We start from the raw sequence: 13,999 nt of genomic DNA, 5'->3' as shown, positions 1-13,999 counted from the left end.
CGGATCTGGCGCTTCAGCGCCAGTCACCGGTCAAAAATGCACAGGCAATATCACCAGCGCCTGCAATCCGCCCTTCCAGCGATTGCGCAAGGTCAGCTCCCCACCATGTTCCAGCACAATCGCCCGCGCTGCGGATAAGCCCAGACCGACACCCCCGGTGCTTTTGTTGCGCGAGCCTTCCAACCTGAAGAACGGCGCGAACACGTGTTCAAGGCTGGCGTCCGGAATACCCGGCCCGCGATCCAGCACCTTGATCCGTACTTCCCCGGCGTCGGCCACCAGCTTCATCTCCGGTTCCGTGGCGTATTTGATCGCGTTATCCAGCAGATTGGTCATCACCCGCTTGAGCCCCAGCGGCCGGCCGAAATACACCAGGCGCTGCGGCCCGCTGAAAGCGATCTCGATGCCTTGATCGCGGTAATCATCCTCCAGTGTCTGCAACAGCTCCGCCAGGTCGAACTGGGTGGCCGGTTCCAGCCGCGCATCATCGCGAAAGAACTCCAGCGCCGAATTGATCATGGCCTGCATTTCATCCACGTCGCGAAACAGCCGCTGCTGTTGCTCGACGTCGTCGATGAATTCGCCGCGCAAGCGCATGCGGGTCAGGGGCGCGCGCAGGTCGTGAGAGATGGCGGCGAGCATTTGCGTGCGGTCGCGGATGAAGTGCTGCAACTGGGCCTGCATGGCATTGAACGCGAGGATCGCCTGACGGATTTCCTGGGGGCCGAGGGGTTCGATGGGCGGCGCGCGGAAGTCTGTACCGAAACGTCGGGCGCCTTCGGTGAAGCGTTGCAGCGGGGTGGCCAGGCGGCGGGTGGCGACCAGAGCCACGAGGGCGGTGGAGATCAGCACCAGCAGGATGATGATCAGCACGCGCGGCGTTTCGTTGAGGCCCCAACTGCGCGAGGGCGCCGAGAAGCTCAGCCATGAGCCATCCGACAACTGGATCACCAGCATGTATCGGGCCTGCTCCGGGGCTTCGGCCCAATCACTGGGCTCATAGGCTTCGATCCGCCGGCTCGTGGCGTGCAGCAATGGCAGCAGGATCTTCGAGCCTTCCTCGGAAACCGGATCGTCCACGGTCGGCAACTTGAGGTCCTGCCGATCAAGGTGCCAACTGACCGTGAAACCGTCCTCCGTCACCGAGCGCGCCAATTGCGCACGCACCGATGGCGGCGCCGCATCGACCAGGCGGGCGATGGTCGCCGCGTTTTCCAGAATGCCGGCCTCGGTCAATGACGGTCGCGCCCAAACCCCGGCCAATTGGATAAACAGGCCATTGAGCGCCAGTGAAATCAGCATGGCCAGAATGATGGTTAGGGCGACCCAGCGGGCCACCGTGTCCCGGCGAATCCGCTTCAGCCAGTTCATCGGCGCGTCACGCCGGGGGTGAACAGATAGCCGCCATTGCGCACGGTGCGAATCATCGCCGGGCGCTTGGTGTCGGACTCCAGCTTGCGGCGCAGGCGGCTGACTTGCACGTCGATGCTGCGGTCATAGGCGTCGTGACGTTGACCGCGAGCCAGGTCCAGCAACTGTTCGCGCGTCAGGATGCGTTGCGGGTGCTCGACGAACACCAGCAGCAGGTCGAACTCGCCCGCCGACAGCGGAATCATCACGTTGTCCGGCGAGCGCAGTTCGCGGCGGGTGACGTCGAGGTGCCACCCGGCGAAGTCGATCAGCGGCCGTGGCCGTTCCTCGGCCAGCGGGCGGCGTTCGTCGACCCGGCGCAACACGGCGCGCACCCGAGCCAGCAACTCGCGGGCGTCGAAGGGTTTGGTCAGGTAATCGTCGGCGCCCAGTTCCAGCCCGACCACGCGGTCGCTGAGTTCGCCCATGGCGGTGAGCATGATCACCGGCATGGCGTGGCGAATGCGCAGTTGCTGGCACAGGATCAATCCGCTGTCGCCCGGCAACATCACATCCAGAATGATCAGGTCTGGCGGCTGGCGTTCGATGGCCGCCCACAACGACGCGCCGTCGGTGGCGACGTCGACGCGGTAGCCGTGTTGCACGAAGAATTTTTTCAGCAGGTCGAGGACTTCAAGGTCGTCGTCGACAATCAGCAGGCTGTTCACCGAGGGTCACTTAGGGGCGTGAATGGAACCGCCATCTAAAACCATTCGTGGCGGCGCGTCATATATTTCAATCGTGCAACAAAGCGTCAGCGGCGCAATAAACCAGACATTTTTGCGCAAGACTCTGGGCTCAGCATCACGGCGAATTTCTCCCGAGACTTGCCCTATGCCGCGTTACACCTGTGCTCCCTGGCTGGCCCGCAACACCTCAATTGCCGTGCTGGCCGTCGGGCTGGCCGGTTGCAGCAGCCAGTCGTCGGCTCCGGCCGATGTGCGTTGCGCCGATATTGCCTATTCCGTGTACGACCCGGCGGAGCCGGTCAATCGCGGGATCTTCGCGTTCAACCGGGTGGTGGATGACTACGCCCTGGCACCGGTCGCCCGGGGCTATCGCTACCTGCCGGATGTCTTCCAGACCGGAGTGCATAACTTCGTCGCCAACTTCGGCGAGCCCAAGGTGTTCATCAACGACCTGCTGCAAGGCAATCCACGGCGTTCGGCGAACACCCTGGGGCGTTTCGTGATCAACACCACGGCGGGGGTGGCCGGTCTGTTCGATGTGTCCGGCAAACTCGGCATCGCCCGCCATCAGGCAGACTTCGGCCAGACCTTCGGTGTGTGGGGCATCGGCAACGGGCCGATTGTCGAGTTGCCGCTGCTCGGCACCTCCAACAGCCGCGACGCGGTCGGACGGGTGTTGAGTTTTGTGGTCGATCCGTTCGGCGACAGCAGCGACACCGTGGACACGCTGTCGACGATCAACACCGCTGGCGACATCGTCGATGGTCGCGCCGAAGCCTTGCCGCTGACCGACAGCCTGCAAAAGCTGCCGGACTACTACAGCGCGTTGCGCAATGTGGTCGCCGAACATCGCGCCGGTTTCGTGATGGACGGCAAGCAGGGTTCCCCGCAGGCGACGCAAACTCAATGCACAGGAGCCGCGGCCGATGGTTTTTGAATTGCTTCAACAACAGGTCAGTCGCCACCCGGAAGCACCGCTGCACTGCCGTGAAATCACCCTGAGTTTTTCGCCCGACTGCCGCCAGGTGGTACTCAGCCGCTACAGCGAGCATTACGGCCCGGCGCTGGTGCGCTGGATCGAGCGCAGCCATACGGTTTCGGTCAGCGAGCTGTTTCGCTGGCTGGTGGCGAACGGTGAAACGGCTGTCAGATGTCACGAAGAACCTGCCCGGCAGTCGGTTTGATCGAACGACCGGGACTGTTCGGCAAAAACCTGGAGGCGAGATGCCCGCGAAAGCGCTCTACAAATTTCCAACATTTTGCTGACAGACATCCCGTTCCGGTTGCCCTTACCCTCCCTGCTCTCGACGCAGAAGGGCCATCCCCATGCAGCTTTTTCATCGCGTTTTGCGCTACGCCCTGTTCGCTTGCGCCGGGTTGTCATCGTCCTGGGTCTCGGCCGGCACTGTGCTGGAAAACCCGTTCTGGCGTGTCGAACTCGACCCGGCAACGTTGTCGATCCGCGTCACCCCCGCCCAGGAAAAACCGGTGCAGGCCTCGGCTGGCGTCGATCCGCACGCCGTCAGCCACCTCACGCAGAGCGCCACGCACGCAGACTGGCAATGGGACGACGGCGCCTGGACGCTCAGTGCTCGTCTCGATCAGCGTGACCTGTCGCTGTCCATCCGCGCTCGCGATCCCGGTGAGCTGAGTTTCCTCAGGCAACCGGGCAGCGCCATGGGCAAAGGCCTGATCTGGGCGTTGGCGGAGGGGCATTACGTGCCTGCCGGGGATGCAGGGTGGCAAGGCTTTCTGCTGGATCAGGGCGAGTTCAATACCACCCAGGACCTGAGCCTGCCGCTGTGGGGCGTCGATCATGGTCGCTTCACGCTGAACTGGATGCTGAGCAATCCCTATAACAACCGATTGAGTTTCAGCGCCGATGGCAAGGCCCTGGCGCTGACCGCCCGTCATCAATTCACCTCGCTTGATCCAAATGCAGCGCTAACGTTCATCCTGTCGCTGGGTGATGCCGACCCGCTGGCCGGTGCCAAACGCTATCGTCAGTGGCTGATCGACAATCGCCAATACGAACCCTTGAGCGACAAACTGCGGAAAACCCCCGAGGCGAAGAAGCTGCTCGGTGCCAGTCATGTTTATCTGTGGGGCAATGATCTGCTCGGCCCTGCCGATGTTCGCAGTTGGCCGGCGTTGCTGAAACGGCTGGGGAGCACTGATGCTCTCGCCAGCGAGTTGCGTGGTAGCTTCGACGCTGAAACCTTGCAGATCCTCAGCCGCGCCAAACCGCCGCTCGACCGCTACCAGCAAACCACGTTGCTGCGCGGCCTCAATGCGGCGATCAATCAGAAGGCCCGAAGTGGCTGGCAGGCAGTCGCCGAGCCGGACATGCAGGCACTGGCCGATGGTTACGGGCGGGTGCGCGGGGAAGTGGCGAAGACGTTTGCCGACGCGCTGACAACAACCCCGGAGCGCTGGGGCAGCACGTTGTCACCGGCAACGCTCGAGCAGTTGCAGGCCGCTGGATTGTCGCGTTTGTGGCTGGGCCTCGGCGAAGGCTGGGAGGGCGGTCTCTGGCACCCTGAAACCGTGCGCCAGGGCGTCGAAGCCGGGTATCTGCTGGCGCCTTACGACTCATACGAAACCGCGCTGACCAGCACTGAAAACTCCGACTGGACTACCGCGCACCTCGGCACCAGGGCCAACCGCGAGTGTGTGGTGGTCTTGAGCAATGGCGCATTCAAGAGCGGTTTTCAGCAATCGGGGCATTACACCCGGCCGCAGTGCGTGCGGCCATTGCTCGAGGCACGGATCAAAGCCGTTCAGGCCCGGGCCGGGTTCAATAGCTGGTTTCTCGATGCCTACGCCACCGGCATGCTGTTCGACAGTTATGGCCCCGGTGCGACCATGACCCAGGCGCAGAACGCCGAGGGCAATGTCGATGCCTCACGTTGGGTGAACGAGACCTTGCAGTTGCCGGCCGGCTCGGAGGACGGCAACGCCACCACGGCACGAGGCGTGCTGTTTGCCCATGGCATGCAGACCCCGGTGATCGGCTGGGGTGACCCCGACATGAGCAAGAACCCCAAGTCCCCGTATTACGTGGGCCGCTGGTTCCCCAACGAAAGGCCCGAGGTGTTCTTCAAAACCGTGCCGCTCAAGGAGCCTTACCGGACGGTGCATTTCGCCCCGCAGACCCGTTTGCCGCTGTATCAGGCGGTGTTCCACGGCTCGGTGATCACCACCCATCACTGGCTGTTCGACAATCTCAAACTGAGCAATGTGCGGGTCGAAAACGAGTTGACCCAACTGCTCTACAACGTGCCGCCGCTCTATCACCTGAGCGCCGATACGTTGCAGCAGCGTTTGCCGCTGATCGCGCGCCAGGATGCTTTTTTCCGCCCGTTGCATGAACGCCTCGCAACTCAGGCGCTCACCGGTTTTCAGTGGCTGAGCGAGGATCGGCGGGTGCAGCAGACGACCTTTGCGGATGGCACGCGCCTGCTGGCCAATTTCGCCGTGCAGGCGCGTGAAGTTCAGGGGCTGACATTGCCGGGGCAGAGCATTACGGTGCGTTCCGCGCAGGGCGAGTCGAGTTATTTTCAGATCGGCGCGCAGCCCTGAAAAACCGCGTCAGGCCTTGCGCCAGACGCTGGCGAGCCACGGTTGCTGCTCCCGAGGCAACCCCGCCGGCCGGTAGTAATGCTCGAGCTCCACGAACCCGGCGGCGTTCAGCAAACCGCGCCACGCCTCAAGATCGTGATAGGCGCCGTACCGAGGTCCGTTCCAGCCTTCACGGTTGTCCCCGCGCGGGTTGGAACTGAACAGCACGCCTCCCGGTTTCAGTGTCCCGTGCAGTTGCCTGAGCACCCGCGGCAATTCTTGCAACGGCACATGAAACAGCACCGCGTTGGCGAAGATTCCGTCGAAGCGCTCAGCCGGCAGATCGAGTTTCAGGAAGTCCTGCTGCCAGACCTCGCAACCGCTGTCCTCGCGGGCCATGCGGGCGAACTCCTGTGAGCCATCGAGGCCCACCGCGACGTGGCCCAGGCGGGTGAAGGTCTGCAAGTCGCGCCCCGGCCCGCAGCCGAAATCGAGAATGTGCCACGGCGCCGATCTCTGGAGATGTCGCAGCAGCGCATCGATGTTCTGGCTGACATCGTGATCGCGGGTGCCTTCGCGAAAGCTTTCGGCCACGGCGTTGTAATGGCCCAGGGTGGTCGTGGTGATCTGTTCGAGGTCGTCGGGACTTTGCTTCATGGGCGGGCTGCGCAGGCGATGGAGATTGGCCGAATATACGCCATGCGGCCGGCGGCTGCTGTGCAGTCCATCGCGAGCAGGTTCGCTCCCACATTGATCGGCTGGGAGCGAGAAGGGATCAGCGTGGCTTGATGTGCAGGCAATCGATCGAGCGATCGACCATCGCCTTGGCGATCTCCAGCAAGTGCCAGACCGAGAACACCATGGCGCGGTCCGCGCCATCGAGGTGGTCGCCACACTGATGCGCGGTGACCGAGGCGCAGCGCAGCAGATCGGCGATATACAGTTGGGCGTCCTCGAGTGTCACCTCGTCGCTGATGTTGTACATGTGCAGATTCCCCGGAGCGGCGACCGGGTTGCCGGTCAGGTGGGAATCGACGGCACGGCACAGTGCGGAACGATCCTTGAGCAAGTCCTCGGTGAAACTCTTGTTGGACGCGAGGTTGAACGGCGGATCGGGAAGGCGTTTTTCCATGAGCAAACTCCTGGCGGTGATGGGAGCCGGCCCGTCCCGAGACTGGACGATCAGGGCAGCGGCTGCACGCAGGTCAGTCACTGACCGCCAGGCTGCGCACAGCCTCCCTGGAGCAGATGAGGTTGTGTGTCCTGCGAAATCCGTACGACTGAACCCGGTCACTGCAGGGCAGTGATAATCGGAGATTAGCCAGCGCAAATTTCAGGCACAAGCGCAGGAAACCATCTCGGAAGCGTCCTGCAAACGAACCTGATCCGGGCTGGCGAATCAGCCTTTTCCGTGTCGGAAAAGTCGGTTTTTCACCGAGGACATTGCCTGAAATTCCGGAGAATTCGCGTTGTGATCCGACCACGCCCAAATCGCTCATCGGCAGGGTGTTTCAGCGCTTGTTCAACCCCCTCGCCAAGCGGTCGCCACCGAGCTGAATCACGGCCACCAGCGCCACCAGCAGCACGATCACCGTGAGCATGATCTGGCTGTCGAAACGTTGGTAGCCGTAGCGATAGGCGATGTCGCCCAGCCCGCCGGCACCGATTGCGCCGGCCATTGCCGAGGAGTTGATCATCGTCACCAGCGTGATGGTGAAGCCGCCGACAATCCCCGGCAGCGCTTCGGGCAACAGCACATGCCAGACGATGTGCCAGCGCCGGCAGCCCATGGCTTGCGCGGCCTCGATCAAGCCATGATCGACTTCGCGCAGGCTCACTTCGGCGATCCGCGCAAAGAACGGCGTCGCGGCAATCGTCAGCGGCACAACAGCGGCCCAGACACCATAGGTGGTGCCGACGATCAGCCGGGTGAACGGGATCAGCGCCACCATCAGAATCAGAAACGGAATCGAGCGGAACAGATTGACGAAGGCGCCCAGGGCGCGGTTCAGCACCGGCGCTTCGTAGATGCCGCCCTTGTCGCTGGTGACCAGAATCACCGCCATGGGAATCCCGGCCAGCAACGCGATCAACGACGACACACCGACCATCAGGAACGTGTCGATGAAACCCTGCAGCAAGCGATCAAACCACATAACCCAGCACCTCCGTGCGTTGTGCCCATGGCGCGGCGCGCTGGCGCAATTGCTCGGCACTCAAGCCTGAGCCGGTCACCGCCAGCAGCAGTTGCCCGAGGGTATGGCCCTGAATCCGTTCCACACCACCCTGCAACAGTCTCACCCGGCCACCGAGGGCGCCGAACAGCGCCGCCAGATCCGGTTCGTCCTGGCTGCTGCCGGTGAACTGCAAGCGCAGCACCACGGCGGCGTCGGGGGAGGGCGATTGCGCCTGCAAACGGCTCTGCAACTCTTCGGGCAGGGCATGCTGCAGCGGCGCGAGCAGGGTCTGGCTGACTTCGTGCTGCGGGTTGCCGAACACTTCCCACACCGGGCCTTGCTCGACGATGCGTCCGTGTTCCAGCACCACCACCCGGTCGCAGATTTCGCGGATCACCGCCATCTCATGGGTAATCAGCACGATGGTCAGGCCCAGGCGCCGGTTGATCTCGCGCAGCAGGCCGAGGATCGATTGGGTGGTTTCCGGATCCAGCGCCGAGGTCGCCTCGTCGCACAGCAGAATGTCCGGGTCATGCACCAGCGCGCGGGCGATGCCGACGCGCTGTTTCTGTCCACCGGACAGCTGTGCCGGATAGGCCTTGTGCTTGGCTTGCAGGCCAACCAGCTCCAGCAGTTCGCTGACTTTCCTGTCGCGTTGTTCCTTGGGTACGCCGGCGACTTTCAACGGCAGCTCGACGTTCTGCCAGACGGTCTTGGCCGACATCAGGTTGAAGTGCTGGAAGATCATGCCGATCCGCCGACGCAGGGCGACCAGGCGGTCCTCGTCGAACCCGCCGATGTCGACCTGATCGATCAGCACCCGGCCCGAGGTCGGCTGTTCCAGACGATTGATGGTGCGGATCAGCGACGACTTGCCGGCGCCGCTGCGGCCGATGATGCCGAACACTTCACCGCGCTGGATCGCCAGGTCGATACCTTGCAGCGCCGCGACCGGGCCTTGGGCGCCGTTGTAAGTCTTGCCGAGGCCGATGAAGCGCACGTGGGCGCGGTTCAGCTCGGGGTGCAGTTCGGTGCTGTCGGCATGCCTCTCGGAAAGAGAGTGTGGCTCTGGATTCTCCAGTCGCCGTTGGATGGCGGCGCTCATGCTCAGCTTTCCCAACCGGCCTGGTACAGCTTGCCGTGGGCTTTATCCAGGGCGGCGCGCACCGCTGGCGAGTGCTGGTAGATGTCGACGAACTTGATCAGGCGCGGGTCGGTCTTGCTCTTCGGCTGGATCACGAACTGAATCACGTACTCCTTGTGATCGAGGCCGTCGAACAGCAACGCGGAGCCGGCATCGAAGGTCTTCGCCAGGCGAATATAGGCCGGGTAGCCCTGCACCAGATCGGCGTCATCGTAGGCGCGCACCAGTTGCACGGCTTCGACTTGCAGGATCTTGATCTTCTTCGGGTTGCTGACGATGTCGTCTTCGGTGGCCTTGTAGCCAACGCCGGGTTTCAAGGTGATCAGGCCGGCCTTCGCCAGCAGTTGCAGGCCACGACCGCTGTTGATCGGATCATTGGCGATCGCGACGCTGGCGCCTTCGGGCAACTCGTCGAAGCTCTTGTATTTCTTCGAGTACAGGCCGACGTTGTTGATGATTCCCGGCGCGAACGGCACCAGGTCGAAACCGGAGGCGGTCTTGGCGTTTTCCAGGAAGGGAATGTGCTGGAAGTAGTTCACGTCAATGTCGCCGGCCGCGAGGCTGACGTTGGGCGCGATCCAGTCGGTGAACTCCACCAGCTCGACTTTCAGACCTTGTTTGGAGGCCTCTTCGACGGCGGCTTCCAGCGGAATGGCGAACGCGGCGGTGGTGCCGACTTTCAATGGGGCATCGGCGGCGAATACCGCCGGGCTGAACAGGCCGAGGGCCAGGGCCAGTGCTTTGACTGGGTGGGTCAGGAGTTTCTTGGTCATGGTGGTTATCCAGTCAGTGCATGAGTTTTTATGTCCGGGCAAGGCCCGTGGGAGCGGGCTTGCTCACGAAACTTTCAGCGGCGCAACGCCGATCCCGTGTGTTGCGGTGGCAGATGCGCTGTGCCGTGGAACAGCTTTTCCCGCAGGCTGCCGTCGTCATAAGCGGTCTTGTACGACCCGCGCCGTTGCAGCTCCGGAATCACCAGATCGATGAAGTCCACATAGCTTTCCGGGGTGACAATGCGCGTCAGGTTGAAGCCGTCGAGGCCGGTTTCGGCGATCCACGATTCCAGCTCATCCGCCACTTGCTGCGGCGAGCCGACCACGGTGATGTAGCGACCGCCGAGGGCGTGCTGGTCGAGCAATTTGCGCCGTGTCCAGTCGTTGTTCTGCAGGTTCTTGGTGGCCGACTGGATCGCGTTGCTTTTCACGTACTGGATCGGTTCGTCGATCTCGTACTGGGAAAAATCGATCCCGGTGGACGCCGAAAAATGCGCCACGCCGGCTTCGGCGCTGGCGTAGCTCAGGTACTCGGCGTGTTTGGCCCAGGCCGCTTCCTCGGTGGCGCCGACGATCACGTTCAGGCCCATGAACACCTTGATGTCCTCTGGATTGCGCCCCGCTTGGACGGCGCTGGCGCGCACCTTGTCCACCTGAGTTTTGGTCGACGGCTTGTTCTGACCGCTGATGAACACGCACTCCGCGTGACGTCCGGCGAACAGCAGGCCGCGATCCGAACTGCCGGCCTGGAACAGCACGGGTGTGCGCTGCGGCGACGGCTCGCACAGGTGATAACCCTCGACCTGATAGAACTCGCCCTTGTGCTCGACCTTGTGGACTTTGTCCGGCAAGGCGTAGACCCGCTCTTGCGGGTCGTTGAGCACCGCGTCGTTTTCCCAGCTGCCTTCCCAAAGCTTGTAGAGGACTTCGAGGTACTCGTCCGCCTGGTCGTAACGCCGGTCATGCTCGACCTGTTCGCTGAGGCCCATGGCCTTGGCGGCGCTGTCCAGATAACCGGTGACGATGTTCCAGCCGACCCGTCCACGGCTCAGGTGATCGAGGGTCGACATGCGTCGGGCGAACAGGTACGGCGGCTCGTAGGTGAGGTTGGCGGTGAGGCCGAAACCGAGATTTTTCGTCACCGCCGCCATCGCCGAAACCAGCAGCAACGGATCGTTGACCGGCAACTGGATCGACTCCTTCAGCGTCACGTCCACCGCGTTCTGATAGACGTCGTACACGCCGACGATGTCAGCGATGAACAGGCCGTCGAACAGTCCGCGCTCCAGCAGTTGCGCCAGTTCGGTCCAGTACTCGATGGTCTTGTAGCGGGTCGAGGTATCGCGCGGATGCGTCCACAAACCATGGTTGATGTGGCCGATGCAGTTCATGTTGAACGCGTTGAGCAGAATCTTCTTTTTTGCCGCCGTCATCAGATGGTCCCCCGCAGCGGAGGGTTTTCATCGTTGAGGTAGTAGTTGCCGACCGCGTGGTATTTCCAGCGCACCGGGTCGTGCAGGGTATGCACCCGGGCGTTGCGCCAGTGCCGGTCGAGGCCGTGTTCAATCAGGGTGGCCTGGCTGCCGGCGAGTTCGAACAGGGTGCTGCCGGCAGCGAGGGAGATTTCGGTGCTGATCGCCCGGGCTTCGGCCACGGCAATCGATGCGGCGGCGACCGTCTCGGCATTGGACTCGGCCTGCGCCGCATCGACGAATTCGCCGGCACGCTCGAGCAACGCTTCGGTGGCGTGCAGGCGGATGCTCAAGTGGCCGAAGCTCTTGAGGGTCAGCGGGTCTTCGGTGGCGTTGTCGTTACCCGAGTCGATCCATGGCCGGGTCTTGCTGCGCACGAAGTGCAACGCGTCCTCGAAGGCGGCGCGGGCGATGCCGGTGTCGATGGCGGCGTGGAGAATCTGCGCCAGCGGGCCGACCGTGGTCGGGCGCTCGAAAGCGCTCTGGAACGCAACCACGTCTTCGGCGGCGACGTACACATCCTCGAATACCACCGAGCCGCTGCCGGTGGTGCGCTGGCCGAAGCCGCTCCAGTCGTCGATCACCGTCAGGCCCTTGCTGTCGCGAGGGACGAAGGCCAATTGCTGCACGCCGTTTTCATCGACCACCAACGTCGGAATGCGCTGCGCGTAGATCGCACCGGTCGCGTAGAACTTGCGCCCGTTGATGTGGAAGCCGTCGCCATGGCGCGTCAGGCGGGTGATGCGGTCATGGGCGGTTTTGGTGCCCAGTTCCGCCAACGCATTGCCGAAGCGCCGGCCGGCGAGTGCTTCGGCGTAGAGACGTTGTTTCTGCTCGTGGCTGCCATTCACACGCAGCACTTCGAGGGCATAGAAATGATTCTGCGGGATCTGCCCGAGGGAGCCGTCGGCCCGGGCGATCAGGGCGATGACTTTGGCCAGGGTCACGTTGGACACAGCGGCGCCACCATACTCCCTGGGCACGCTGATGCCCCACAGACCGGAGCGGGAAAATACCTCCAGTTCCGCCAGTGGCAGGCGTCGTTCGCGGTCACGCAGGTTGCTGTCGCGCTGGAAGTCTTCGGCCAGGTCGCTGGCGACGATCAGGGCTTGCTCGTCGCTGGTGATGACCGCGACGGGATGAGAAAGAGTCATGTGTTTCTCCAGAGATCTGGTCAAAAATGTTCTGGTCGTCAAATCCAGGAATGACGAGCTGGCAACGTGCCGTTCAGGCGATAGGCGCCGACTGCGTGATACTTCCAGCGCACCGGGTCGTGCAGGGTGTGGACCCGGGCATTGCGCCAGTGACGGTCGAGGTTGAATTCGGCGAGGGTGGCGCGGCTGCCCGCCAGCTCGAAGAGCTTTTCGCTGGCCAGCAACGAGATTTCGGTGGTCAGCACCTTGGCCTCGGCCACGGCAATCGAGGCGCGGGCAGCGGATTCGGCGGTGAGCGGCGCGGCATGCACCTGATCCAGCACTTGTCCGGCCTTGCGCAGCAGTGCTTCGGCGGCGTGCAGTTCGATTTTCAGTCTGCCGATATCGGCGATCACATAGAGGTCATCGCTGGCGCGTTCGACCTTGGCATCGATCCATGGCCGGGCGCGGGTCTTGACGAACTCGATGGCGTCATCGAGGGCACCACGGGCGATGCCGGCGTCAATTGCAGCCTGGATCAACTGCGACACGGCGCCCTGGGTGTTGGGCTTTTCGTTGATCTTCCAGTTGTCCACCACGAGGTTCGACTCGACCCGCACGTTGTTCAGCAGAATCGTGCCGCTGGCGGTGGTGCGCTGGCCGAAGCCCGACCAGTCGTCGACGATGCGCAGACCCGGCGTGCCGCGCCTGACGAAGGCTAGCACCTGTTTGCCGTCATCGTTCAGTGCCTTGACCGCGACCCAGTGGGCGAAGAGGGCGCCGGTGGAATAGAACTTCTGGCCGTTGATCACGTAATCGTCGCCATCGGCGGTGATCCGCGCTTTCAGTTCCAGCGTGTTTTTGGTGCCGCGCTCCGGCCCTGCATTACCGATGCGCCAGCCTTCGAGCACGCTCTGGAACAGCTGGTGTTTCTGCGCTTCGGTGGCGCTGCCGAGCACCAGATTGATGATGCCGAACTGGTTTTGCGGAATCTGCCCCAGGGCCGGGTCCGCTGCGGAAATGATCGCGAATACTTCGGCGAGTGTGACGAAAGAGACCTGTGGCCCGCCGTATTCACGAGGAATGGCGATGCTGCCGAGGCCGCTGCGGGTGAACTGTTCGATTTCCGACCACGGCAGCTTGCGCTGACGGTCGCGTTTGGCGGCCTGCACGCGGGCGACTTGCGCCAGATCATGGGCGGCCTTGATGGCTTGTGCGTCGTTGCGCAGGACTTGCGCGGGCAACAACAACGGGGCGATGTCCAGGTCACTCTGGACGTTTGCGTCTGCCAGACTGGACATCAGTGCCGCTCCTTGGCTGCACGCAATGCCCTGGCGATCTGCACTGGGGTGATTGGGTTCCGGACCATGTTACCTACCTCACATTTCATGAAAAACGCCGCAGGTTTGCGGCGAATGGAAGAATGTCCGGTGGTCCGGTTTATATACCCTAAGCTTGTGTAAAAATTAAATAAACTAACTTTTAGGAATATGTATAGAAGGGGGTATGGACGGGTTGGTTAGGGGGGACTTGGCGGCCTCTGGGCCGACCAGGTTCTTGTCTGGTTTGGGTGAATATCCGTTGCTTCGGGTGTTTTTGCTGGCGGTTTCGCCCTTACGGCGAGTCACCTTTTTCAGACG

The 13,999-nt window shown here is 62.7% G+C and carries 13 protein-coding genes; 3 read left to right on the top strand and 10 right to left on the bottom strand.

The features are described from left to right. Positions 1-30: 30 nt before the first annotated feature. Positions 31-1,371 (bottom strand): ATP-binding protein, encoded by a 1,341-nt coding sequence (locus KVQ74_RS20510; RefSeq protein WP_217832979.1) that lies wholly within the window; start codon positions 1,369-1,371, stop codon positions 31-33. Further along, the gene (locus KVQ74_RS20505; RefSeq protein ID WP_217832978.1) at positions 1,368-2,078 is read right to left on the bottom strand and encodes a response regulator; all 711 of its coding nucleotides are present in this window, start codon (positions 2,076-2,078) and stop codon (positions 1,368-1,370) included. Before KVQ74_RS20505 ends, KVQ74_RS20510 begins: the two co-directional genes overlap by 4 nt. Before the next feature lie 166 nt (positions 2,079-2,244). Here KVQ74_RS20505 and KVQ74_RS20500 point away from each other — a divergent pair, with 166 nt between their 5' ends. The 3 genes from KVQ74_RS20500 (at position 2,245) to KVQ74_RS20490 (ending at position 5,681) form a co-directional block, all read left to right on the top strand. Continuing rightward, positions 2,245-3,036 carry an MlaA family lipoprotein gene (locus KVQ74_RS20500; RefSeq protein ID WP_217832977.1) on the top strand — a complete coding sequence of 264 codons (792 nt, stop codon included), beginning with the start codon at positions 2,245-2,247 and terminating at the stop codon, positions 3,034-3,036. Then, on the top strand, positions 3,026-3,283 hold the full coding sequence (locus KVQ74_RS20495; protein WP_217832976.1) for a hypothetical protein: 258 nt from the start codon (positions 3,026-3,028) through the stop codon (positions 3,281-3,283). The genes KVQ74_RS20500 and KVQ74_RS20495 overlap by 11 nt, the downstream gene beginning before the upstream one ends. A 142-nt stretch (positions 3,284-3,425) precedes the next feature. Then, entirely contained in the window at positions 3,426-5,681 is a 2,256-nt protein-coding gene (locus KVQ74_RS20490) for a glycoside hydrolase (RefSeq protein ID WP_217832975.1), read from the top strand. A gap of 9 nt (positions 5,682-5,690) precedes the next feature. Here the strand turns inward: KVQ74_RS20490 and KVQ74_RS20485 are convergent, their stop codons facing one another. From KVQ74_RS20485 to KVQ74_RS20450, 8 genes are all read right to left on the bottom strand, one after another. Beyond that, positions 5,691-6,317, bottom strand: coding sequence for a class I SAM-dependent methyltransferase (locus KVQ74_RS20485; RefSeq protein WP_217832974.1), 627 nt, complete (start codon positions 6,315-6,317; stop codon positions 5,691-5,693). A 118-nt stretch (positions 6,318-6,435) separates the two neighbouring features. After that, a complete protein-coding gene (locus KVQ74_RS20480; protein ID WP_217832973.1) occupies positions 6,436-6,792 on the bottom strand; it encodes a DUF6124 family protein in 357 nt (118 codons plus the stop codon). Between the two features lie 379 nt (positions 6,793-7,171). After that, on the bottom strand, positions 7,172-7,816 hold the full coding sequence (locus tag KVQ74_RS20475; RefSeq protein ID WP_065261159.1) for a methionine ABC transporter permease: 645 nt from the start codon (positions 7,814-7,816) through the stop codon (positions 7,172-7,174). Next, the gene (locus KVQ74_RS20470; RefSeq protein WP_217832972.1) at positions 7,806-8,942 is read right to left on the bottom strand and encodes a methionine ABC transporter ATP-binding protein; all 1,137 of its coding nucleotides are present in this window, start codon (positions 8,940-8,942) and stop codon (positions 7,806-7,808) included. Before KVQ74_RS20470 ends, KVQ74_RS20475 begins: the two co-directional genes overlap by 11 nt. A 2-nt stretch (positions 8,943-8,944) precedes the next feature. After that, positions 8,945-9,754 carry a MetQ/NlpA family ABC transporter substrate-binding protein gene (locus tag KVQ74_RS20465; RefSeq protein WP_217832971.1) on the bottom strand — a complete coding sequence of 270 codons (810 nt, stop codon included), beginning with the start codon at positions 9,752-9,754 and terminating at the stop codon, positions 8,945-8,947. 74 nt (positions 9,755-9,828) lie between these two features. Beyond that, positions 9,829-11,187: an LLM class flavin-dependent oxidoreductase gene (locus KVQ74_RS20460; RefSeq protein WP_217832970.1), complete on the bottom strand. Its 1,359-nt coding sequence runs from the start codon at positions 11,185-11,187 to the stop codon at positions 9,829-9,831. Then, on the bottom strand, positions 11,187-12,380 hold the full coding sequence (locus KVQ74_RS20455; RefSeq protein ID WP_217832969.1) for an SfnB family sulfur acquisition oxidoreductase: 1,194 nt from the start codon (positions 12,378-12,380) through the stop codon (positions 11,187-11,189). The genes KVQ74_RS20460 and KVQ74_RS20455 overlap by 1 nt, the downstream gene beginning before the upstream one ends. A 38-nt stretch (positions 12,381-12,418) precedes the next feature. Beyond that, on the bottom strand, positions 12,419-13,660 hold the full coding sequence (locus tag KVQ74_RS20450; RefSeq protein WP_217832968.1) for an SfnB family sulfur acquisition oxidoreductase: 1,242 nt from the start codon (positions 13,658-13,660) through the stop codon (positions 12,419-12,421). Positions 13,661-13,999: the final 339 nt, after the last annotated feature.

Source organism: Pseudomonas botevensis, from assembly GCF_019145475.1.
GTDB lineage: Bacteria > Pseudomonadota > Gammaproteobacteria > Pseudomonadales > Pseudomonadaceae > Aquipseudomonas > Aquipseudomonas botevensis.
The sequence above is the reverse complement of the archived record's forward strand: the minus strand, read 5'-3'. Positions and strand labels throughout refer to the sequence as shown.

What these genes read in the sequence shown, in the direction of transcription:
- KVQ74_RS20495 (WP_217832976.1), top strand. Translation starts at nt 3,026, where the DNA reads ATGGTTTTTGAATTGCTTCAACAACAGGTCAGTCGCCACCCGGAAGCA.
- KVQ74_RS20510 (WP_217832979.1), bottom strand. Translation starts at nt 1,371, where the DNA reads ATGAACTGGCTGAAGCGGATTCGCCGGGACACGGTGGCCCGCTGGGTC.
- KVQ74_RS20480 (WP_217832973.1), bottom strand. Translation starts at nt 6,792, where the DNA reads ATGGAAAAACGCCTTCCCGATCCGCCGTTCAACCTCGCGTCCAACAAG.
- KVQ74_RS20475 (WP_065261159.1), bottom strand. Translation starts at nt 7,816, where the DNA reads ATGTGGTTTGATCGCTTGCTGCAGGGTTTCATCGACACGTTCCTGATG.
- KVQ74_RS20460 (WP_217832970.1), bottom strand. Translation starts at nt 11,187, where the DNA reads ATGACGGCGGCAAAAAAGAAGATTCTGCTCAACGCGTTCAACATGAAC.
- KVQ74_RS20465 (WP_217832971.1), bottom strand. Translation starts at nt 9,754, where the DNA reads ATGACCAAGAAACTCCTGACCCACCCAGTCAAAGCACTGGCCCTGGCC.
- KVQ74_RS20500 (WP_217832977.1), top strand. Translation starts at nt 2,245, where the DNA reads ATGCCGCGTTACACCTGTGCTCCCTGGCTGGCCCGCAACACCTCAATT.
- KVQ74_RS20450 (WP_217832968.1), bottom strand. Translation starts at nt 13,660, where the DNA reads ATGTCCAGTCTGGCAGACGCAAACGTCCAGAGTGACCTGGACATCGCC.
- KVQ74_RS20455 (WP_217832969.1), bottom strand. Translation starts at nt 12,380, where the DNA reads ATGACTCTTTCTCATCCCGTCGCGGTCATCACCAGCGACGAGCAAGCC.
- KVQ74_RS20485 (WP_217832974.1), bottom strand. Translation starts at nt 6,317, where the DNA reads ATGAAGCAAAGTCCCGACGACCTCGAACAGATCACCACGACCACCCTG.
- KVQ74_RS20490 (WP_217832975.1), top strand. Translation starts at nt 3,426, where the DNA reads ATGCAGCTTTTTCATCGCGTTTTGCGCTACGCCCTGTTCGCTTGCGCC.
- KVQ74_RS20470 (WP_217832972.1), bottom strand. Translation starts at nt 8,942, where the DNA reads ATGAGCGCCGCCATCCAACGGCGACTGGAGAATCCAGAGCCACACTCT.